The sequence below is a fragment of the Clostridium acetobutylicum ATCC 824 genome, assembly GCF_000008765.1.
GTDB lineage: Bacteria > Bacillota > Clostridia > Clostridiales > Clostridiaceae > Clostridium_S > Clostridium_S acetobutylicum.
In genome coordinates this window covers 1,601,629-1,621,799 of the sequence record NC_003030.1, presented here as the reverse complement: position 1 = coordinate 1,621,799, position 20,171 = coordinate 1,601,629, and the positions used below count along the sequence as shown (strand labels likewise).

Annotated in this window: 20 protein-coding genes; 2 read left to right on the top strand and 18 right to left on the bottom strand. The window is 31.4% G+C overall.

Annotated elements, in window-relative coordinates; genetic code table 11:
* Positions 1 to 56: 56 nt before the first annotated feature.
* Positions 57 to 1,424, top strand: a complete 1,368-nt coding sequence (locus CA_RS07710) for an amino acid permease (RefSeq protein WP_010964781.1) — start codon at positions 57 to 59, stop codon at positions 1,422 to 1,424.
* A gap of 37 nt (positions 1,425 to 1,461) precedes the next feature.
* Here CA_RS07710 and CA_RS07705 read toward each other — a convergent pair whose 3' ends face one another.
* From CA_RS07705 to CA_RS07685, 5 genes are all read right to left on the bottom strand, one after another.
* On the bottom strand, positions 1,462 to 2,421 hold the full coding sequence (locus tag CA_RS07705; RefSeq protein WP_010964780.1) for a ketopantoate reductase family protein: 960 nt from the start codon (positions 2,419 to 2,421) through the stop codon (positions 1,462 to 1,464).
* 61 nt (positions 2,422 to 2,482) lie between these two features.
* Positions 2,483 to 3,250 (bottom strand): 2-hydroxy-6-oxo-6-phenylhexa-2,4-dienoate hydrolase, encoded by a 768-nt coding sequence (locus CA_RS07700; RefSeq protein WP_010964779.1) that lies wholly within the window; start codon positions 3,248 to 3,250, stop codon positions 2,483 to 2,485.
* A gap of 292 nt (positions 3,251 to 3,542) precedes the next feature.
* Positions 3,543 to 3,911 carry a metal-dependent transcriptional regulator gene (locus tag CA_RS07695; RefSeq protein WP_010964778.1) on the bottom strand — a complete coding sequence of 123 codons (369 nt, stop codon included), beginning with the start codon at positions 3,909 to 3,911 and terminating at the stop codon, positions 3,543 to 3,545.
* 46 nt (positions 3,912 to 3,957) lie between these two features.
* On the bottom strand, positions 3,958 to 4,386 hold the full coding sequence (locus CA_RS07690; RefSeq protein WP_010964777.1) for an N-acetyltransferase: 429 nt from the start codon (positions 4,384 to 4,386) through the stop codon (positions 3,958 to 3,960).
* A gap of 3 nt (positions 4,387 to 4,389) precedes the next feature.
* The gene (locus CA_RS07685; protein WP_010964776.1) at positions 4,390 to 4,839 is read right to left on the bottom strand and encodes an Lrp/AsnC family transcriptional regulator; all 450 of its coding nucleotides are present in this window, start codon (positions 4,837 to 4,839) and stop codon (positions 4,390 to 4,392) included.
* Positions 4,840 to 4,977: 138 nt separating this feature from the next.
* On the opposite strand from CA_RS07685, the gene CA_RS07680 reads away from it, so the two are divergent.
* Positions 4,978 to 5,397 carry a carboxymuconolactone decarboxylase family protein gene (locus CA_RS07680; protein ID WP_010964775.1) on the top strand — a complete coding sequence of 140 codons (420 nt, stop codon included), beginning with the start codon at positions 4,978 to 4,980 and terminating at the stop codon, positions 5,395 to 5,397.
* Positions 5,398 to 5,460: 63 nt separating this feature from the next.
* Here CA_RS07680 and CA_RS07675 read toward each other — a convergent pair whose 3' ends face one another.
* The 13 genes from CA_RS07675 to CA_RS07615 all read right to left on the bottom strand — a co-directional run bounded on the left by CA_RS07675 (position 5,461) and on the right by CA_RS07615 (position 20,064).
* Entirely contained in the window at positions 5,461 to 5,880 is a 420-nt protein-coding gene (locus CA_RS07675) for a MarR family winged helix-turn-helix transcriptional regulator (RefSeq protein WP_010964774.1), read from the bottom strand.
* A gap of 13 nt (positions 5,881 to 5,893) precedes the next feature.
* Entirely contained in the window at positions 5,894 to 8,161 is a 2,268-nt protein-coding gene (locus CA_RS07670; protein ID WP_010964773.1) for an ATP-binding cassette domain-containing protein, read from the bottom strand.
* Between the two features lie 265 nt (positions 8,162 to 8,426).
* Positions 8,427 to 8,615, bottom strand: coding sequence for a helix-turn-helix transcriptional regulator (locus tag CA_RS07665; protein WP_014518921.1), 189 nt, complete (start codon positions 8,613 to 8,615; stop codon positions 8,427 to 8,429).
* A 185-nt stretch (positions 8,616 to 8,800) separates the two neighbouring features.
* Positions 8,801 to 12,229, bottom strand: coding sequence for a GH32 C-terminal domain-containing protein (locus CA_RS07660; RefSeq protein ID WP_010964771.1), 3,429 nt, complete (start codon positions 12,227 to 12,229; stop codon positions 8,801 to 8,803).
* A gap of 284 nt (positions 12,230 to 12,513) precedes the next feature.
* Positions 12,514 to 12,795 (bottom strand): hypothetical protein, encoded by a 282-nt coding sequence (locus CA_RS07655; protein WP_010964770.1) that lies wholly within the window; start codon positions 12,793 to 12,795, stop codon positions 12,514 to 12,516.
* Positions 12,796 to 12,813: 18 nt separating this feature from the next.
* Positions 12,814 to 13,647, bottom strand: coding sequence for a PTS system mannose/fructose/sorbose family transporter subunit IID (locus CA_RS07650; RefSeq protein WP_010964769.1), 834 nt, complete (start codon positions 13,645 to 13,647; stop codon positions 12,814 to 12,816).
* A 1-nt stretch (position 13,648) separates the two neighbouring features.
* Entirely contained in the window at positions 13,649 to 14,494 is an 846-nt protein-coding gene (locus CA_RS07645) for a PTS mannose/fructose/sorbose/N-acetylgalactosamine transporter subunit IIC (protein ID WP_010964768.1), read from the bottom strand.
* Between the two features lie 32 nt (positions 14,495 to 14,526).
* Positions 14,527 to 15,021, bottom strand: a complete 495-nt coding sequence (locus tag CA_RS07640) for a PTS sugar transporter subunit IIB (protein ID WP_010964767.1) — start codon at positions 15,019 to 15,021, stop codon at positions 14,527 to 14,529.
* Positions 15,022 to 15,032: 11 nt separating this feature from the next.
* On the bottom strand, positions 15,033 to 15,461 hold the full coding sequence (locus CA_RS07635) for a PTS sugar transporter subunit IIA (RefSeq protein WP_010964766.1): 429 nt from the start codon (positions 15,459 to 15,461) through the stop codon (positions 15,033 to 15,035).
* A gap of 299 nt (positions 15,462 to 15,760) precedes the next feature.
* On the bottom strand, positions 15,761 to 17,080 hold the full coding sequence (locus CA_RS07630; RefSeq protein ID WP_010964765.1) for an ABC transporter substrate-binding protein: 1,320 nt from the start codon (positions 17,078 to 17,080) through the stop codon (positions 15,761 to 15,763).
* Positions 17,077 to 17,754 carry a response regulator transcription factor gene (locus tag CA_RS07625; RefSeq protein ID WP_010964764.1) on the bottom strand — a complete coding sequence of 226 codons (678 nt, stop codon included), beginning with the start codon at positions 17,752 to 17,754 and terminating at the stop codon, positions 17,077 to 17,079. Before CA_RS07625 ends, CA_RS07630 begins: the two co-directional genes overlap by 4 nt.
* A complete protein-coding gene (locus CA_RS07620) occupies positions 17,751 to 19,076 on the bottom strand; it encodes a sensor histidine kinase (RefSeq protein ID WP_010964763.1) in 1,326 nt (441 codons plus the stop codon). Before CA_RS07620 ends, CA_RS07625 begins: the two co-directional genes overlap by 4 nt.
* 10 nt (positions 19,077 to 19,086) lie before the next feature.
* Positions 19,087 to 20,064, bottom strand: coding sequence for a sugar ABC transporter substrate-binding protein (locus CA_RS07615; protein WP_010964762.1), 978 nt, complete (start codon positions 20,062 to 20,064; stop codon positions 19,087 to 19,089).
* Between the last annotated feature and the right edge of the window lie 107 nt (positions 20,065 to 20,171).

The following is a 20,171-nucleotide window of genomic DNA, read 5'->3' as shown; positions in this document are numbered from 1 at the left end:
TTATAGCGAAGAAGGCATTTTTGATACATGCCTCTCGACTAAGATGGAGGGATAAAATGGATCAAACAAAATCAAAAAATCAAAATTTATCAAGAGGTCTAAAAAATCGTCATGTTCAGCTGCTTGCTATAGGAGGTGCAATTGGAACTGGATTATTTCTCGGTTCTGGCAGGTCTATTCACTTAGCTGGTCCATCTATTTTATTTGCTTACATGATAACAGGAGCAATTTGTTTTTTAGTTATGCGTGCTCTTGGGGAATTATTAGTTTCTAATTTAAACTATCACTCATTTGTAGACTTTGTACAAGATTATTTAGGAAACGGAGCAGCCTTCATTACTGGTTGGACATACTGGTTCTGCTGGATTTCACTTGCTATGGCTGATGTAACTGCCACCGGGCTTTATGTACAATACTGGATTCCAAGTCTGCCTAGATGGGTTCCAAGCCTTGTAATACTGTTAATTTTATTAATTATGAACCTTACCGCAGTAAGATTATTTGGTGAAATGGAATTTTGGTTTGCTTTAATTAAAGTTGTTGCAATTTTAGCACTAATTATAGTTGGTATTTTTATGATCATTAAAGGTTTTTCCACAAGTGCTGGCGCTGCTAGCTTTACAAATCTTTGGAAGCATGGCGGCTGGTTTCCAAATGGATCAAATGGTTTTATTCTTTCTTTCCAAATGGTGGTATTTGCCTTTACCGGAATAGAATTAGTTGGCTTAACTGCTGGTGAAACTGAAGATCCAGAACATGTTATTCCAAAAGCTATTAATAATATTCCAGTTAGAATCATTATTTTCTATATAGGAGCACTTGCTGTTATAATGAGCATTTATCCATGGAATTCAATTAATCCAGATAAAAGTCCATTTGTTCAAGTATTTGCTGCAGTTGGAGTAGCAGCAGCGGCAACTATTGTAAATTTTGTTGTACTAACCTCAGCTGCATCTGCTTGTAATAGTGGTATATTCAGCACAAGCCGTATGGTTTTCTCTCTTGCTAATGAAAATAATGCACCTGAATCAATGAAGAAATTAACTTCTCACAAAATACCTTCTAATGCTACAATATTTTCTGCAGCCGTAATCCTTATTGCAGTTATTCTTAACTATATTATGCCAGAAGGTGTATTTGTACTAATTACTAGCATATCAACGTTCTGCTTTATCTTCATTTGGGCAATAATAGTTATATGCCATATTAAATATCGCAAGGCTAATCCAGAGCTTGCTTCTAAAAATAATTTTAAAATGCCACTTTATCCAATAGCTAACTACATAATTTTAGCATTTTTCGCTTTTGTTATAGTTACTTTAGCTCTCAATAGCGAAACCCGAGTAGCTTTATTTGTAACACCTGTATGGTTTATAGTTCTTGGAATTATCTACTTTATATCTAAATCTAAAAAGAAAAATTAGTATAAATAAAAGCAGAGGTTCTTAATCCCTCTGTTTTTTATATAACTTTCTTATGTACGTACTTAATTAAGTGTTCTCTAAGCTTATTTATATTCGGTGTTTCTAAATTTGATTTTTTAGCCCATTCCAATAGTCTCTTGTCCAAGTATTCCATTTCCCTCCAACCTGATTTACAATGATCACTTATTCCTAATTTACCAAGAGGTGTCATTGCACATACCTTTAACCCCAAATAAGCTACTTTTCTATGATTTCTTAATAACCTTTCACTACTCTCAGGATCAACCTTGTGTCCCAATTTAATTAATACCTCATGCCCCTCAATCATAGCATCGATAACTGCATTTAGTGCTTTCCTATTCCAAGCTATTTTTCTCAAATCACAATTTGACATATAAGCTAAATATGCAAGCGGCATAATAACTACAATATGAGTCTTAAAAAAATCATCCATATTTACATGATAATGCAATTTAAAGCTTGTTTCCTTAAATATTTTTTCTATAATAATTTTATAATCATCCCTCCCCTCTAAATCTCCAATATCAAAATCAGGATGCTTAGTATGTACACTAATTACCTTGCCACCTTCTCTCCTTCCACCAATACTAAAAAATCCAAAAAGCACTCTTGGATTGCTTTTAGATGTACTTTTAATTTTCTCACTTATATCTTTTGCTTTATCTTGATTACCAACAAACACAAATAAAGGACACTTAACATTTGCCGTAATAACTGGTAATATAGCATTAGTTTGTGAGCTCTGCATAACTATAAAAACAGCATCATAATATTCCTCTGGCAGTAACTCTTTCACTACATTTATTTTATTTTTTGTTGTTTTTCTTTGAAACCAATGTCTAATTACTAATCCTTTTTCTTTTAATTCTTCATATCTACTTGATCTAGCTAAAATAGTAACCTCATGACCTACTCTTTTTAACTCATAAGCAGCATAAGAACCTAAAACCCCTGCTCCGTATATTAATATTTTCATAGTACTTCCTCCTTAGCAAATATTTTTTAAGATTGAACTCTAAATATTACACAGCTCTTATTTATAATACACAATCCTTGACAACCTCAGCCCATTCCTTTGGTGTGCATAGGAGAAGTTCTTCATGTAATAAATCATGCTCTACAATATGTGGCGTCATAAAATGCTTTTTATATCTGCTTTTATATTCTTCTCCCATCCTTGAAGCATAAAAGCAATGAATTGTTGTTTCTGGTGATTGAATATTATTTTCTAATCTTGTCACCAGATCAGTATAAAACTGATTTCTTATACTTCTTTTACTAACAAAGGACATACTAACGCCATTTATCCCCATCATATAAAGTGCATTCTTAGTATATTTTTCTCCACCTTTCTTTAACATCTGTTTTGCAATAAATTTGGGGACCTTACCTTTATGTAACATGCTATATAAAATGGGAACCATAACTTTCGTTTGTAATAAAGCCATTGGTTTTGTAGCCTGATCTAAATCTGAGCTTCCCAAAATTCCATGTTTCATGTAAATTTTCTTTCTCTGTACCATTAGTCCTACAAAAGATCCACCCAAAGAACAACCATACACTGCATGTATCTTCCCTTGAAATCTCTCATTAATATAATTTTCAATTTTTCTTACCTCAGTGACCATGTCCTGAAATTCTGATTTTTCTGTTTCATCAAAGCCATCATATGATACACAAACAACAAAAAAATCTTCAATTAATAAATCTATTACATTAGAAAAATTATTTTTCCAATGACAGCAAGTTCCGGGCAATAGCATAATAGCTGGATTTTCTTTTTTTCCAAATTCATATACTTTCATAAATATCACCTTCCCTTCACAATTGTCCATATAAAAAATTTGTCCACCTACTATGGTTTTTAAAGTAAAAGCAGTATATTATTCTTATATTTAAGTTAGCCTACGCTAACTATTATACATCAAATATATTAAATGTTCTATAGTACCACAGAAATAACTTCCAATATTTTTACTTGGCTAATAAAAAATAGCTTCAAAACAGAATCTATTAAACAAGTAATTCTGTTTTGAAGCTATGTTCTTAGCAATATCACTATATATTATCAATAATTTTTTATTTGTACTAAAAATACTATTTAGAAACATCTTTTAAAAATTCTTTAATTCCTTGAAAAGTTTCATCACTTATGATATGTTCTATTCTACATGCATCTTCTTCTGCTATAGCTTTTTCAACCTTTGCAGTTTCAACAAAAAATTTAGTTAAAAGCCTGTGTCTTTCATATATGCTTTTAGCTTTCTCCTCTCCCTTACTTGTTAACTTAATATATCCTTTTTCGTCTATATCAATATATTTATCATTCTTCAGTATAGCCACTGCACGGCTCACACTTGGCTTACTAAAATCAAGCTTTTTTGCTATGTCAATAGATCTCACACTTCCATTTTCACTTTGCAATATCAAAATTGTTTCCAAATAATTTTCTCTTGATTCATACATCTTTATCCTCCATGTTTTTGAAGCATTATTTCTCCTAATAATTATCCTATTTTGTCCATTTCATTCTGCACTCAACAAAACCAGAATCATCATTTATTTGCTTTCCTAATACTCTAAAACCACAGTGCTCATAAAAATTTACTGCAGCTATGTTTTCTACATAGGCACATAATTCTAAACTTGAATATAAACTTTTACAATAATCTATTAGTTTTTTCCCTATTCCTTGCCTTTGATACTCTTCTGAAACAAATAACGCTCCTATAAATGAATTATCAATAACGCTTATAAACCCTTTTATTTGTTCATCCTCTTCACAAATGAAAGTTTGAGAAATAGGTATATATTGATTTTTTACTACATCATAATTCTTAACCCAATAATCTTTATCTATAAAGCTGTGAGCAGTAATATTAGTCTCTAACCAAATATCCATAATTCTTTTTATTTGAGAATCTTTTAATTCCTTAATCATATCTTACTCCTTTAAAAACTTATTAATATCATTATTTATTGCTACTTCCGAAAGCGCTATAATAGTTTCTGTTACTGCATAAGAAGATACATCATTTATAAATTCTTCTATTTCATTTAGTGATTGTACTAATAGTTTAACTAAAAAACATCCATCTCCTGCAATTCTATAACACCATTCACTTCTTTTATATTCTTTGATAAATATCTTAAATTTTTCATACTGCCCATTCTTCATAGTTACCTTGACTATACAATCAATGGGTAATCCAAGTTTTTTCTTATTTATTTTTATTGTGTATCCTTCAATAATTTCATTATCTTCAAGCCTTCTCACTCTTTCAGTAACAGCTGGTGGTGAAAGATTTACATGTTTAGATAATTCTCTTATAGATAACCTACTATCATTTTGTAGTTCCCTTAAAATTAATATATCTATTTCGTCTAATTTCATTTGTCAATACCTTTCTTGAATTATTGTTTCAATTGCTATATTTACTATTATATTATATTTCACGTGAAATACAATATTCAAAATATAATTTGTATAATATTAGTCGTAAGTAAAATATATTTATAGAGGAGAGATAACATGGCAAAAATAACTTTTTCAAATGAAGGAAACACACCATTTCAACAATTATTAGGTCACAATAAAGACATAATGGAAAAATGGACTTCTTTAGAGGAATGTTTTTTTTATAGCAGTACATTTACTTCTGAATTAAAGGAAGAGGTGAGACGTACCCTTGCTTTTAATAACGGATGTCAATATTGTATGGCTAAAGGTAAGCCTTCTAAAGACCTAACTGATTCAAAAATTTTAATTGCCACTGAAATAGCTGATATTATTTCAAAAAATCAACTTGTTAATGATGAATATTTTAATAAACTAAGAAATGAATTTAGCGATAGTGAAATCTCTGAACTTTTAGCTCTGATATGCTTTATAACAGCCTCTCAAAAATTTGGAGCATTAACTGATTTGCAAATGACCTGCTCAATAATTTAATATTTTAATGGATTTATGTCTATATCAGACATAAATCCACACCATTGTTTAAACCATGTTGATTTATTTTTCCTCATAGGAATCAGTAATCTTTTTGCATAATTTGAGAAAACAATCCAATTCTCTTTCTGTAAGAGTATTTTCAATTAAGTTCATTATTTTATTTCTAAACTTTTCTGATCTAATTAAAAAATCCTTACCACTTTCAGTAATTATAATGTCATAGTTTCTTCGATCAGTTTTTCTACGCTCTTGAGTAACATACCCTTTTTCTAGTAACCTTTTTGTTAACTTAGATATTCCTGCTTGAGAAATACCTCGAATTTCTGCTAGCTCTTTTGTAGTCTTAGACCCCTGCTTATCTAAAATATCCAATGTATTATATTGTGCTGTTGTTACTCCATCAATATTAAAGCTATTAATATTACTTATAATCATACATTGAAAAGGAACATAATATTCTTCTAGCTCTTTTTTAGGCATAAGCATTTTCTCCTTACTGTATATATTTACTTAAATATTTTCCTGTTATAGACCTTTTACTATTTATTAAATCTGAAGGGATTCCCTCAAACATAATTTCACCACCATTTTGGCCAGCAAAAGGTCCTAAATCAATAATCCAATCTGCTTGACTTATAACATCTAGATTGTGCTCTATCACAATTACAGTACTGCCATTATCAATAATTCGATTGATAACCTTTATAAGCTGCGATATATCCGACATATGAAGTCCTGTTGTAGGTTCATCCAAAACATATATATTTCCATGGCTTTCAAGTTCTGATGCAAGCTTTACCCTTTGGAGCTCACCACCAGATAGAGTGTTCAAAGATTGCCCAAGCTTAATATATGTAATTCCAACATCTACTAACCTTTTTAGTATATCACATATTTCTTTTTCATTAAAAAAATCTAAAGCTTCCTCAACAGTCATATTCAAAACTTCACTTATATTTTTGCCACCAAATTTGTATGTTAGAATTTCATCTGTAAAACGGCGTCCCTGACACACTTCACATGTAGTAATCACAGTATCCATAAAAGCTAAATCTGTATAAGTTACTCCCAATCCCTTACAATTCGGGCAAGCTCCTTCTGAATTAAAACTGAATAAAGAAGTTTTAACATGGTTAGCTTTAGAAAACAATTCTCTTATTCCATTAAATATTCCTGTAAAAGTAGCAATATTAGATCGTTTTGAGGCTTGTATTGGTTTCTGACTTATAAAAATCGTATTTGGATAAAACTTTGGAAGTACCTGACTAATTAATGTACTTTTTCCTGAACCCGCGACTCCAGTCACAACCGTCATAACACCTATGGGGATATTAACACTAATATTTTTAAGATTATGTAAGTTTGCATCTTTTAAAGATAACCATCCTTTAGGTTCTCTAACCTTTCCTTTAACTTGTGACCCTTTATGTAAGTACTTTCCTGTAAGAGTATTAGACTGCAATAAACCATCTAATGTCCCCTCATACATTATTTTTCCTCCATTTACACCTGCTTTTGGTCCCATATCAACAACATGGTCAGCAATTTTTATGATGTCAGGATCATGCTCGACAATTAATACTGTATTACCTTTATCCCGTAAAAGTTTTAAAAGTATATTTATTTTATCTATATCATGAGGATGTAAGCCAACACTCGGTTCATCAAAAATATAAGTAAGATCTGTTAAGCTGCTGGATAATTGGCGAACCATTTTTATTCTTTGCGATTCTCCTCCAGAAAGCGTTGAGGTTTCTCTGCTTAAACTTAAATAACCTAAACCAATAGAAACTAACTGCTCTAAACGATTAACAATTTCATTAACTATAGTTATCCCTTTAGGATCATAGACACCTCGAATGAAATTCAATAAATCTATAGTTTGCATTTCAGAACAATCCCATATATTTTTGTTATTTATTTTACACTTAAGAACATCATTATTTAATCGTGCTCCCTTACAAATAGGACATGTTTCTCTACTGACAATTTTAGATATTTGCTTTTTATATTTAATTGCTTCCCCTTCCTCCTTTTTCAAAAAACTTCTTTCTATTCTAGGAATAAGACCTTCATAAAGTGAAGTCTTAGGCCAATTAGGATCAGAGGTAGTAACTTTAATATCTGACTTATATAAAAGGAGCTCCATTTCTTCTTCTGTAAAATCTTTTATCTTTTTATCATTGTCAAAAAAGCCTGAATAAATATATCTTTTTAATCTCCATCCTCCTGGTTCAAAAGTAGGAAATAGTATTGCTCCTTCATTAAGGGATTTATTTTTATCCAATAATTTATCAATACTTATCATATCAACTTTTCCAAGTCCCTCACACTTAGTACACATCCCTTTAATATTGTTAAATGAAAAAACATCAGAATAACCAACAAAAGGGTTTCCTATACGAGAAAATAGAAGTCTTAACAGTGAATATATATCTGTAATAGTTCCAACTGTTGACCTTGAATTTCCTCCAATTCTCTTTTGGTCAATAATAATGGCTACAGATAAATTTTCTATAGCATCTACCTTGGGCTCTCCATAATGAGGCAATCGATGTCTTATAAAGCTGGAGTAAGTTTCATTTAATTGTCTTTGAGACTCTGCCGCTATAGTATCAAATACCAAGGACGATTTTCCTGAACCCGAAACTCCAGTGAAAATAGTTATCTTTCTTTTAGGAATTTTTACGTTCACATTTTTTAAATTTCTTTCTCTAGCTCCAATTACATTTATATATTCTTCAGTACTTTTCTTATACATAAAATCACCCCTCAATAATATTTTAATTAACCTGGTTAATGTATAACCCAGTTAACTATATTTTAATACTTTAGTTCTTACATTACAATACTTAGAAAGGGTCATATTTTATTATTGAAATAATTTTATTAAGCATAAAGCCATAAATACTCCTTTTCTCTAAATACAGACCAAACTAAAAGAAGCTCATTTAAAACGAGCTTCTTTTTAACTACTAGATTTTTTCCTAAGTTTAATTTCAGAAATCATCTGTTTAAATGCTTTACTAAATTTCATTATCATCCACAAATTGAAATACTTCTTCCACTGATTTTCCAAATACTTTCGCAATATCCATGGCTAACTTTAATGATGGGTTGTATTTTTCATTTTCTAAATGCTCTATAGTCTCTCTTCTTACCCCTACTAATTTTGCTAATTGTTCTTGCTTCATAATCATATGCAAAGGCTGCATTTAATGAAAAAATGCTTTAAAATAATTAGGCATAGTTTTAGAGTGTTTAGGAACCTTTTCTAATAAATGAACTTTCTTTTTTTGTTTGTTCAGACCATCATAATTGATTATCCTCATTTGTAGCAGTTATACCTAAATTGATGGTCTACTTTACAGATAAATAAGTTCCTAAATTAATCTTTACTCTAATTTTGGAAAGATACATCTTGAAAATCTGCTGATCCATCTAATACGTCAAGTCCTACATTTCTACCAGCATAAGAAGTTATATTTACATCAAATATTTTTGTACCATCTAAATAAGCTTTAACGTTTGTTCCACTTATTAATACTTTTAGTTGGTATGATTTATCGCTACTTAATGTTTCCTTAACCTCAGGTGCCAAATCTTTGCCATTCTTTTTATTAAATAAACGAGCCACTCCTTTACTTGTATCAATATTAAACTCATAAGCATTTGCTAAATTTTTACTAGCTCCAAATACTAATCCTGCTTCCCCCGATTTAGTTTTACTAAGAGAGGTTACATTACTTACCTTAGCTTCATAGCTTAAGTTTCTAGCATTTTGGGAAGCCATGTATATTCCATTAGAAACAGCAGAGGTACTTGAGCCTTTCATACCATATGGTCCAATTTCTCCCCAAGTTCCTGTAGTTCTATATTTTTTAATATTGCAATTAAAATGAGGTACATTTATATCATCAAGATTTATATGACCCCAACCACTTTGACTTTCATCTGCAATTTCTAAATATACAACTTTTCCTACATATTTTGAAGCGTCCCAAGTCACTGATCTTAATGTCTCACTATCTGCACCTGTTGCTGAAAATAATTTATTACCATTAACACCGTCTACTAGAGCCAAATATTCTGATGTAGGATGATTTCCTCCACCAATTAAGAAGCTAATTTTTCCATCTCCACTAAGTTTAAAGTAATTAGACTTCAATATGCCTGAAGCCGTATCACCATTTTCCCCAAAAGTAGTAAGGAAACTTTTACCGTCTTGATTGTACGTTCCACCCCACCAACTAGTAGAATTTGATACAGTAAATGTTGTATCATAACCTTCGGCTTGTTTCCAAAAGCCTGGAACAACCCCTGACTCAAAATCACTTGTAGGAAGAGTTTTTTGGACACTTTTAGGGTTATATGGCAAAGTATTATTTATATAAGGAGTAAATACTGCTGATTTTAAAGGAGTTATTGCTAGAGAATTTACTTTAGTACTTCCACCAACGCTATATAGTTTTATTCCATTGTTTAAATTATCTGAAAAAATTTGATCCGTAATTGTAACTGAAGCATTATCATCATTGCTTCCGAAAACTTCTACAGAGTCTTTATCCACCAAAATTTGAAGCTTAATATTACCTTTTGCATCCGGTTTTAGTGGTGCTTCCTGTTTATTTGGCATATAATCCAGAAAATTTAAACTACTAGAGTTATGGCGGTTTAAAAATAATATTGACGTTGCTTTATCATAGCCAATAGTTGTATACTGATTTCCTCCTACTTTTACATTTATCCCGAATTCACTGGAGGTAGTTGAATTAATATTAAATTTTGATGTAATTTCATATATGCCTTCTGACCCTAAAGACATGGTATTTCCTTTAGTTATCGTTGTATTTGTTAAAGTTTTTGTTGGCTTTTTTCGAATACTTGAAAGCTCTTTTATAGGTTGCTGAGTAATTTTATATCCATCATTTGTGGCTACTAATTTTTCTTCTCTTGGAATAGAATCAGCACTTCTCCAAGTAGTTGTAGGAGTTCTATCTGCATATGCCCAGTTACTCATCCAACCTAACAGAATACGCCTTCCATCTGGAACATATTTCCCATATTCTGAAGTTGTTGCATTAGTTTGTTGTGTAGTATCATTCCAGGTAACTCCCGCATAAAAATCTGGTCCATAATCAATCCAATTTACTGGATATGAAGGCAATTGATTTACAGGTGGTTTATATGGAACTGTATTATATACATGAAAATCATCTACATCAATATGACCAAAAGCACCAGTAGCATTATCTACTACCTTTATTCTAAGCTTTTTACCAAGGTATGCTGATGCATCCCAATTTACCCTTCTAACGGTAGCTGTGCTTAAACCTGATGCATTAAATTGAGTTAATTCCTTACGGGTAGTAGCATCTTCCAACGTAACATACGCGGATTTTGGAAGATCTCCACCTGCAACTAAGAAATTGATACTTCCATTTCCACCTAAAGTAAATACAGTAGACTCCAATGTACCTGTTCCAGGATCTCCAGCACCTCCAGTTGCAGGGTCCCTGTAACCAGAACAGTGATACTTACCAGATCCTCCTCCCCATGTTTTATTATCTACTACATTCTTATTTGACCATTCATTTCCTGTTGCTGTCCATCCTGTTAAATCACCTGTTTCAAAGTCAGGATTGATAATATCCTGACCTGAAGGTGCTACAGCACTTGTTCCAGTACTTGTTGAAGCAACTTCAGAAGAATAATCAATCTCTTGTCTATTTTTTTCTATTTTATTTCTTACTATTGCCACCCATACCTTTCCACTACCATTCCCTAAATCTTTAGTCAAATTTACAGTAGCCGTAGATTGATTATCCTCTACTGTAGCAGATCCTAACAAGTTTCCACCCTCCTTGGCATCATAAACATTAATAGTATCTCCAGGAAGTAGATAGTACCCTTTAACAATATCACTAGCTCCAATATTATTTGATACTGTAAATTTAGGATCCGCAATAAATTTACTTCCATCAAAATCTCCAACAACATACATCATTCCTGATCCTCCAGCTGGCGGTGAATCAGGGCTTACAGATGAACCCAAATTTATTGACAGCACCCACTTCTTTATATTTTGCCCACTAACAGTCATTTGATATAAGTCTGGGCATTCCCAAACACCAGCATGAGATGCTTGACCTTCTGCTCCAAACTCCCCTGTTTTTGTCCAATTTTTTAAATCGTTAGAAGAATAAAATTGTGTTTGATTACCTGCTGCAAGAACCATAACCCATTTGTTATGTTCATTATCCCAGGATACCTTTGGGTCCCTAAAATCAGGCGTATTTTCTGGCTGAGCTATTATTGGCTTACCGCCATTATATTTTGTCCAGGTACTTCCATCATCTGTACTATACGCCATACTCTGATATTGTTGACTAGCTACTGCTGAATTAGTTGTATAAAATGCAACCAAACCAGTATGATCTGATACTTTGTTGAACAGTCCACTGCTATTATTCCAGTCTACCACTACACTACCTGAAAAAATATCTCCATTTGTATCCGGTGCAAGAGCAATCGATTTCTGTTTCCAATTTATCATGTCCTTGCTTTCAGCATGTCCCCAATGCATAGGTCCCCAAACTGTATCATATGGATTATATTGATAGAATAAATGGTATACTCCATGATAATAAACCATTCCATTTGGATCATTCATCCAGCCAATATCTGGTGTAAAATGATATTGTGGACGATATGCCTCACGTCTATATGCTGAAGTACTTGATATTGATGTGTTTGCTTTTACCCAATTATTACCTGTAACAATAACAATACTGCTAAGCAATAACACAGCTATCTGTTTTAATCTCATATTTATCCCCCTTACACTTTAAATTACTTCATTTTATAAAAACGTTTTCAAATGATACATTCTACTAACACTGATTTTATTTTTACAACTCTACATTGTCTTCTTAATTAATAACCTCATACTGACAAACTAAAACTTGAAATTCATATATACCAAAATTTTGTTTCATGAACATTGTGGTGCATATGAATTTCAATAGTTAAACTCGCTTATCTACTGTCTTTTTTGAATAAAAGTATTTCCTTACTTTTTACCATTAGTTTGAAATAACACCTATAGCTCTCTTACTTACTGTTAATCATCTCTAAAATATGATTAACATTTCTTCTCCCGTTCCTTATTGCTAAATTAATTAGAAAGCATGCTGAAGCACAAATTACAGTAAATAAAATACCAAAAACTCCAAAAGCAAATTTTATTCCAGAGTGTGACAAACCATAGTAAGCTATTACAACACCTATACTAGATAATCCCATAACATTTCTAGACCATTTAGATAAATTTTTTAAGAGCCTACTTTGCTGCTTTGCCTCATAAAACATTTGCTTTTTTTCTTCATCTTCCATACTGATTCCTCATACAAATTAATAAGATAGTCCTGGATTAAAGAATCCTAAGAGCACACCTACAAAAGCTACTATCAAAAAGATTAACATTACTATTGTAGGGGATATTTTCTTCTTTGACATAAGCCACCATGCAAAAATTACAGCTGCCGCTGAAAGGATTTTAGGAAAAATGCCATCTAAAGTTTTTTGCAAATTTATAATTACTCCACCATGTGAATTGTACATTTTCAAAGATGTATTAATATTTACCCAAGTAGCAGCAACTGCACCAATCACTATAGTTCCAACCATAATTACAGATTCACGGACAGCATTAGCTTTATCTCCAACAATCATCTGAACAGCTTTACCACCTAACGCATATCCTTTATAATAGGCCCATCTCATTCCAAAAATCATTAAAGCATTCCACACTACAATATAAAATATTGCTCCTAGAGGAGAACCCCCTGTTGAAAGTCCTAACCCTATACCTAAAAGTATTGGTATTAAAGTACCTACTATTAATGAATCTCCAATGCCTGCTAAAGGCCCCATAAGTCCAGCACGAATACCATTTATCATTTCACCATCAATATTTTCATGATTAGCTCTTGCCTCTTCAAGACCGGCTGTCATACCAACAACTAATGTTCCAATCTGAGGTTCTGTATTAAAAAATGCTTTATAAGTTTCCATAGCTTCCTTTTGTTCTTCTTTTGTTTCATATAAATCTTTAATTATTGGAAGCATTGCACAAAGATAACCAAAAGTTTGCATGTGCTCTTGAGAAAAACAAGTTAAATTTCCATAAAACCAATTTTTAAAAGATTTACTTAAAGCTTTTTTAGATATTTTTTTCTTTTCCATATTATATATCCTCCTCATCATCATCGTTACCCGTCGCTTTAGCTGCAGATGGCTTTTCTAGTTGAAGCATTCTAATTCTATAATTAATTATTGCAAAGAAAATACCTATTATTGCTGCTCCAATCAAGTTAACTTTCATAACTGCTGCCAAAGTAAAACCTAAAAAGAAGGTTATAAAATCACTTGGTTTTAATACAACCTGTTTTAATAATATTGCAATTCCTACTGCTGGAAGCAAACTTCCTACTGTAAATAAAGTTTTCATTGGTATACCATTCATTGGCAATGCTACCTTCATAATTTTAACCATGCTAGAACCCATTCTTGTAATAATAAATGCTGGAATAAAACTACAAATAATGTGAGAAACCCATGGCAATCCCATATTAACTAAATAAAGCTTTTTAAAATCACCTTTTTCTATTGATTTCCAGCCTATATGCTGCCATATCAAGTTTATAGTTGCTGTTCCATAAAATAAAACAGTCCCCAAGGTTCCAACTGCTGCCCCTAATGCAGTTGCCATTTGAGTTGCCTGTGCAGAACTTGGATTTAAACCCATTCCCTTAATTGCTACTACAGCTAGAGGAATACCAATATAACTAACTGCACGTACATCAGCAGATACAGTGCCACCTGGAGTAACCAGTGCAATATAAACAACTTGAATTGCTGCCCCAACTATAATACCAGTTTGTACGTCTCCTAAAACAATTCCAACTAGCAAACCTGCTACTAAAGGTCTTCCTAAGGTATAGTTACCAAAGGTAGTTCCTCCCATACCGGGCATACTTGATAGGCATGCAAATAATCCAAATATAGCTGCCTGAATCAAACTTATCCCCATAGTTATTTTCCCCCCTAATATATTATTAAAAACTATTTAAATCCAAATTGCCCTCTAAACTTTTTCCAATTGCCTATTGCTTCTTCTTTAAGAAGAGCAAATTCCACATTATAGCCGGCTTGCATAATACGTTCAAAAGCTTCTGCTTCCTTTTGATTTATAGATTGATTATTTCCCAATTTTACTGTTCCCGGCCTATCATTGCATGGTCCTACAATAACCTCTTTAATACCAGGATTAAATTTATCATCCACCAAAATCTTAGACATAATAATAGGTTCTTTTGTAATTACAAAATATCTAGTACTACTTTTCAAAACTGTATCGCATTTTAATTTCCAATGTTCATATGTCCATACAAATGTTTTTTTGCCACTAGCACTTTTGTAAGCTGCTTTTAATACAGGATTATTAGCTGCCGCATCATTAACAGCTATTATACCATCACATGGATACTCTAAAGCCCACCTTGTACATGTTTGTCCGTGTATCATTCTGTCATCTATTCTTAAAAATGAAACTGACATTTTTATCCCTCCTAAATATCATCTTCCTTATCTGTATCTACAACTTTAAATTCTTTTATTGACTCCTCTGCTGTTTCAAATAACATTTTCTTTAGCTCTTCTATCCCCATAGAATCCTTCATCAAAATTGCTGTTAATACAACGGGTAAATTCATTCCTCCAAGGACAAAAGCTTTCGATAACATTTCTTTACTAGCTAATATATTTACTGCTGTAGTCAAAGGAGATCCACCAATAATATCTCCGAAAAGAATAATCTCGTCTTTACTTGTAACGTTTTCAATAGCTGTATTAAATTCTTCTCCAAATTTATCAGTACTCATTCCGTCCTCTAATCCTTGAAATATTACATCATTTCTGTCTTTACCTGCAAGCATTGACAATGCATTATAAAGTCCTGATGCAAATTGTCCATGACTTACTAATATTACATATCTCATCTTTCCCCTCCTAGCCTAAATATAGTTAAGCAACAACTTATATGCGTAATTTTTAAATTCAACTAACCTCATCAGCGCTAACGAACGTTTACATCTTTAATTTTAATAATATTTTAATTTATAGGCACCTATAATTTGTCATTAATACCTCATTACAAATGTAATTTCCTATATGACATTTGTAATTTTCTTATATTTTTAACAAAAAAAGAATTGCCGTACTATTATTTCATGCGTAATTTTTTAAAATTACACTTGAATACTTTTTAGTACGACAACACTTAAATTTGAGTGCTTATTCAATTTGTCAGCATATTATTTATCTCTCTTTGCAAGATCAAAAGAGCTGTATCTAAATTTTCTTTTCCATTTATTACGTTGTTAATATCATTATCTGCTTTAAGCATAACAGAGTTATATTTTTTAAATTTAGGAGTAACTACTGAACTGTCCATAATATTATCAAGAATTTTCATATTTAAAGAACTTCCTGAAGGCATACTTTTATTTATTTCTTCAATATTTTTGGGAGACTCTATTACACTTTTTATTGGTGAAATTCCCTCTGAATATTTAAAAACATTTTTCTGCGTTTCTTCATTATAGGTTAATGACTTTAAAAATTCCCAAGAAAGCTTTTCATGCTTTGTACGACTACTTATCCCCATAAGCAAAGTACTTAATTGTGAAACACTTTTTCCATTTGGACCGGATGGCAATTTAATGCAATCCCATTCAAAATTCGAATATTTCTTTATGCTCCAAGGATATGGTTTATATGTTCTATACTCTGAAAATGATAGTGGACGAAATGCTACTTTTCCCATATCAAATATTTGTGAAGTCACCTGATAACCATTATTCAAAGAATTTAACTTTTCAACAAAATTTACAGCTTGCTCCACCCTTGCATCTCCAAAATATGATTCCGTTCCAGATCCATTAAATAACTTTATTCCATTAGAGTATACCGCATCTTTCCAAGTATAATCATAACATCCAAACTGATCAATAACTCCATCCTTATCTGTATCCTTCGTGACTTTTTCACAAATTTTATAAAAATCATCCCATGTCCAATTATTATTAGGAACAGGAATGCCCTCTTTATATAAAAGTGTCTTATTTACAAACATTAATGTTGGCACGCTTTCATAAGGAAGTGCAAACTGACTTTTATCATACTTTCCAGATTCGTAAGCTGCTTTATAATATTTGCTACTATTAAAATCTTTATCGTTCTTAATTAGTTTATCTAAATTTTTTAATGCCCTGGTTGAAGAAAATACATTAAAATCATCAGGCAATATCATAAATACATCAGGTTCTTTGCCTAAAAGAATTTTTTGTGAAATCCACTCTGAAAAATCCTCTTTTAATATTCCACTTGTATATTTTATTTTTACACCTGGATGACTTTTTTCAAACTTTAGTATATCATCATTTAAAATTTTATAAGTATTTTCACTAGGAGTATTCCAACTTCCAGAGACTATTCCAACAGTCAATACTGCATCTTTTCTTTCCATAAAAAACTTTATACACAAAAAAGAACCTCCTGCTATAATTACAATTAAAATAGCTGCTATTATAAATTTATTATGCTTTTTAAAATTCATTTTTGCGTCACCATTTTTCTTATAACCCCAGTCTGAACTGCCCAAATAGCCAATTGTGTTCTATCTCTAAAATTAAGTTTATTTAATATATTACTTAAATAATTCCTAACAGTTCCTTCTGATAATCTGAGTTTTTTTGCAATCTCTTTATTTGATAAACCAAAACCTACGCACTTTATTATATTCCATTCTGCATCACATATATCATCTGTATTCTTTTTAGTACCAGCCTGAATAGAAATATCCCCCTGAGCCATTTGAGAAAATAGCTTAAACACTTTAGCCGTTATATCTGGATTTATCATTGCTCCTCCATTTACAACAGTGTGAATTGCCCTTACAAGTTCATCCATAGAAACACCCTTAAGTAAATATCCGCTAGCTCCATATTTTAAAGCATTAAATATATATTCATCATCATCAAAAGTAGTAAGCACTATAATTTTAATGTTTGGATAGGATTCTTTTATAACTTTTGTACACTGAACCCCATCCATTTCTGGCATACGAACATCCATTAATATTACATCAGGTTTATACTTACGTACTGATTCAACTACTTCGTTTCCATTACATGCAGTTCCAACGATTTCAATATCCTTATTCGCACTTAAAACAATTTTTAAGCTTTGCCTAATTAGCTCTTGATCATCAGCAATTAATACTTTAATCAACTTCCATCTCCCCATCTAATTGGAATATTTACAGTTATTAAAAAACTATCGCTGCCATCATATTCTACAGTTCCATTTAATAACTTAACTCTTTCCTCTATATGTCTTAATCCAAAGCCCTCTTCTACATTAGCACATCCCTTGCCATTATCTCTTATTGTTATATTTAATTGTTTATCCCTCCTTATCATATCTATATAAATTTCTTCAGCTTGTCCGTGACGAATTGAATTTGTTATTCCCTCTTGTATAATTCTATAAATAGTGTCCTCTTCATCATGACCAAATTTCAATAATTTTATATTGGCATTTAAAAAAACTTTTGTTTTTGTAGCCTTACTTATGCGTGAAATCATATTATTTAATGCATCTTGCAAACTAGAATTTTCCAGTGCATCTGGTCGAAGTTTTTTTACGGAACGCCTTACATCTTTAATAGCTTCTCTTGCTACATCTGCAATTATATTCAACTGCTTTTTAGTTAACTCTTTAGAAACGTCTATTGTTGTTAAGCAAGCATCAATCCCCACCGATATTCCTGTAAGTGCATGACCCAAGGTATCATGAATTTCTCTAGCCATACGATTACGTTCTCTAGTCTCAGCCATTGATCCTATCTTTACAGCATACTCTTTTAATTGTACATTCATAACCTCTAATTTTTCATTAGCTAAATTTAGTTTTTTGTTTAATGAAGTAATCTTTTCATTTTCTCTCATTTGAACTTGAATAAACACAATCATATACAATATAAATACTATAATATTTATAGAATTCAATATACTCTTTAACTCCATTAAATAGCTTCGTCTGTTAGCAGTATAGTAGTAAAGAAAATTTTCAAAAGAAACCATCTTTATTTTAAGTGATATGAAATCATAAACACTAAATATATATATAATTATCATAAGAATCAAAAATATAATTTTGTTACTTTTATCTTTGGTGTTTGTTACTAAATCAGCAATAATAAACAGTATGATTCCATTATAACTCATATTCAATGCCGTCATTATTGCAACACTAAAAAAAATCTCACATAATAATAAAGCAGCTATTTCCCACTTGTTTAGGAATTTTGCATATTTCTTTTTTACCGTAATTAGTATGATTAATATTATATAAGCGCCTATAGACACTATAGTTATATTTTGTGGTTTCCAAGGTATAACTGTAATTTGGTCTAAAAAATCTCTTGCCATAAATTCAGAACTAATTTTATATAAAGTTATAGTCATAATTTCTGAAGTAAAAACTATAATGATAAGGTTTACAAAAATCATAAACAAGTTAATATAATTTAGATTCCTATCTGATTCCATCTTCCATCCCTTACTTCCATCCACTTATTTCATACTTAAGAAGATTTTCTTTTGATATTAAACTTATAGGAACAATTACATCTCTTTTTAGCCTTTTTCCCTTTAAAATATCATAAGCTTTCTCAGCCGCTATATGTCCAATTTTATTAGGGAACTGAGCAGAAGTAGCAGTCATAAATCCATCATGAATCATTGTCTTAGCTTCAGGCGAACCATCAACTCCAAATACCATAACTTTGCCTAATAGTCCATTTTCTTTAAGCGCCGCTAACGCACCAAGAGCACTTGGATCATTTAATGCCATAATTGCATCTACATTAGTATGCTTTTTAATCAAATCATCCACTAAAGACATAGTTTTATCTAGTTGTCCTTCACTATCTCCAGCAGCAACTATTTTATATTGTTTACTAGCCCCAATAGTATCCACAAATCCTTTAATTCTATCAATACCAGATTTCGCTTTAGAGTGTTCAATTAACATAATATTAGCTTTCGATTTTGATTTCATAAGATATTTTGCACATTGAACTCCAGCATCATAATTATCAGATATTACTGTACATGCAACTAGCTTATCATCATAAACAGGTGTATCAACGACAATAACAGGTATCCCTGCATTTTTAGCTGCTATTAATGCTGGCTTTATTTGTTTCCAATCTACAGGATTTATAAAAATAGCTTTAACCTTTAATTTAATAAACTCATAAATCTGCTGCATCTGCTTGTTCTTATCTAAAGCTGCATCCCTTGTTACTAATATATCTCCATTGCTCTCTACAACCGAACGTATTTCATCGTTAATTATTTCGTAGAACCTATTATTAGTTGTCATATAGGTAGCTCCAAATTTTTTTCTGCTTCCTATTTGTCTTGCAGAATTCTCTCCACCATTTCCTTCAAGTACTTTTAGGTTAATTAAAATAAAAACAACAGTAAAAATTAACAATATGAATATTACTATTTTTTTATAGTTCTTATTCATTATTACATCCCGCTCTTTTCCTATCATGGCCCAATAATTTAAATATTGATTATTTATCACAAATCTTGTATTTAATTATATCAAATCATTACAAATTTTACCACATG

What these genes read in the sequence shown, in the direction of transcription:
- CA_RS07660 (WP_010964771.1), bottom strand. Translation starts at nt 12,229, where the DNA reads ATGAGATTAAAACAGATAGCTGTGTTATTGCTTAGCAGTATTGTTATT.
- CA_RS07620 (WP_010964763.1), bottom strand. Translation starts at nt 19,076, where the DNA reads ATGGAATCAGATAGGAATCTAAATTATATTAACTTGTTTATGATTTTT.
- CA_RS07630 (WP_010964765.1), bottom strand. Translation starts at nt 17,080, where the DNA reads ATGAATTTTAAAAAGCATAATAAATTTATAATAGCAGCTATTTTAATT.
- CA_RS07695 (WP_010964778.1), bottom strand. Translation starts at nt 3,911, where the DNA reads ATGTATGAATCAAGAGAAAATTATTTGGAAACAATTTTGATATTGCAA.
- CA_RS07685 (WP_010964776.1), bottom strand. Translation starts at nt 4,839, where the DNA reads ATGAAATTAGACGAAATAGATATATTAATTTTAAGGGAACTACAAAAT.
- CA_RS07665 (WP_014518921.1), bottom strand. Translation starts at nt 8,615, where the DNA reads ATGCAGCCTTTGCATATGATTATGAAGCAAGAACAATTAGCAAAATTA.
- CA_RS07655 (WP_010964770.1), bottom strand. Translation starts at nt 12,795, where the DNA reads ATGGAAGATGAAGAAAAAAAGCAAATGTTTTATGAGGCAAAGCAGCAA.
- CA_RS07710 (WP_010964781.1), top strand. Translation starts at nt 57, where the DNA reads ATGGATCAAACAAAATCAAAAAATCAAAATTTATCAAGAGGTCTAAAA.
- CA_RS07680 (WP_010964775.1), top strand. Translation starts at nt 4,978, where the DNA reads ATGGCAAAAATAACTTTTTCAAATGAAGGAAACACACCATTTCAACAA.
- CA_RS07615 (WP_010964762.1), bottom strand. Translation starts at nt 20,064, where the DNA reads ATGAATAAGAACTATAAAAAAATAGTAATATTCATATTGTTAATTTTT.
- CA_RS07670 (WP_010964773.1), bottom strand. Translation starts at nt 8,161, where the DNA reads ATGTATAAGAAAAGTACTGAAGAATATATAAATGTAATTGGAGCTAGA.
- CA_RS07700 (WP_010964779.1), bottom strand. Translation starts at nt 3,250, where the DNA reads ATGAAAGTATATGAATTTGGAAAAAAAGAAAATCCAGCTATTATGCTA.
- CA_RS07705 (WP_010964780.1), bottom strand. Translation starts at nt 2,421, where the DNA reads ATGAAAATATTAATATACGGAGCAGGGGTTTTAGGTTCTTATGCTGCT.
- CA_RS07675 (WP_010964774.1), bottom strand. Translation starts at nt 5,880, where the DNA reads ATGCCTAAAAAAGAGCTAGAAGAATATTATGTTCCTTTTCAATGTATG.
- CA_RS07645 (WP_010964768.1), bottom strand. Translation starts at nt 14,494, where the DNA reads ATGGGGATAAGTTTGATTCAGGCAGCTATATTTGGATTATTTGCATGC.
- CA_RS07690 (WP_010964777.1), bottom strand. Translation starts at nt 4,386, where the DNA reads ATGATTAAGGAATTAAAAGATTCTCAAATAAAAAGAATTATGGATATT.
- CA_RS07640 (WP_010964767.1), bottom strand. Translation starts at nt 15,021, where the DNA reads ATGTCAGTTTCATTTTTAAGAATAGATGACAGAATGATACACGGACAA.
- CA_RS07650 (WP_010964769.1), bottom strand. Translation starts at nt 13,647, where the DNA reads ATGGAAAAGAAAAAAATATCTAAAAAAGCTTTAAGTAAATCTTTTAAA.
- CA_RS07635 (WP_010964766.1), bottom strand. Translation starts at nt 15,461, where the DNA reads ATGAGATATGTAATATTAGTAAGTCATGGACAATTTGCATCAGGACTT.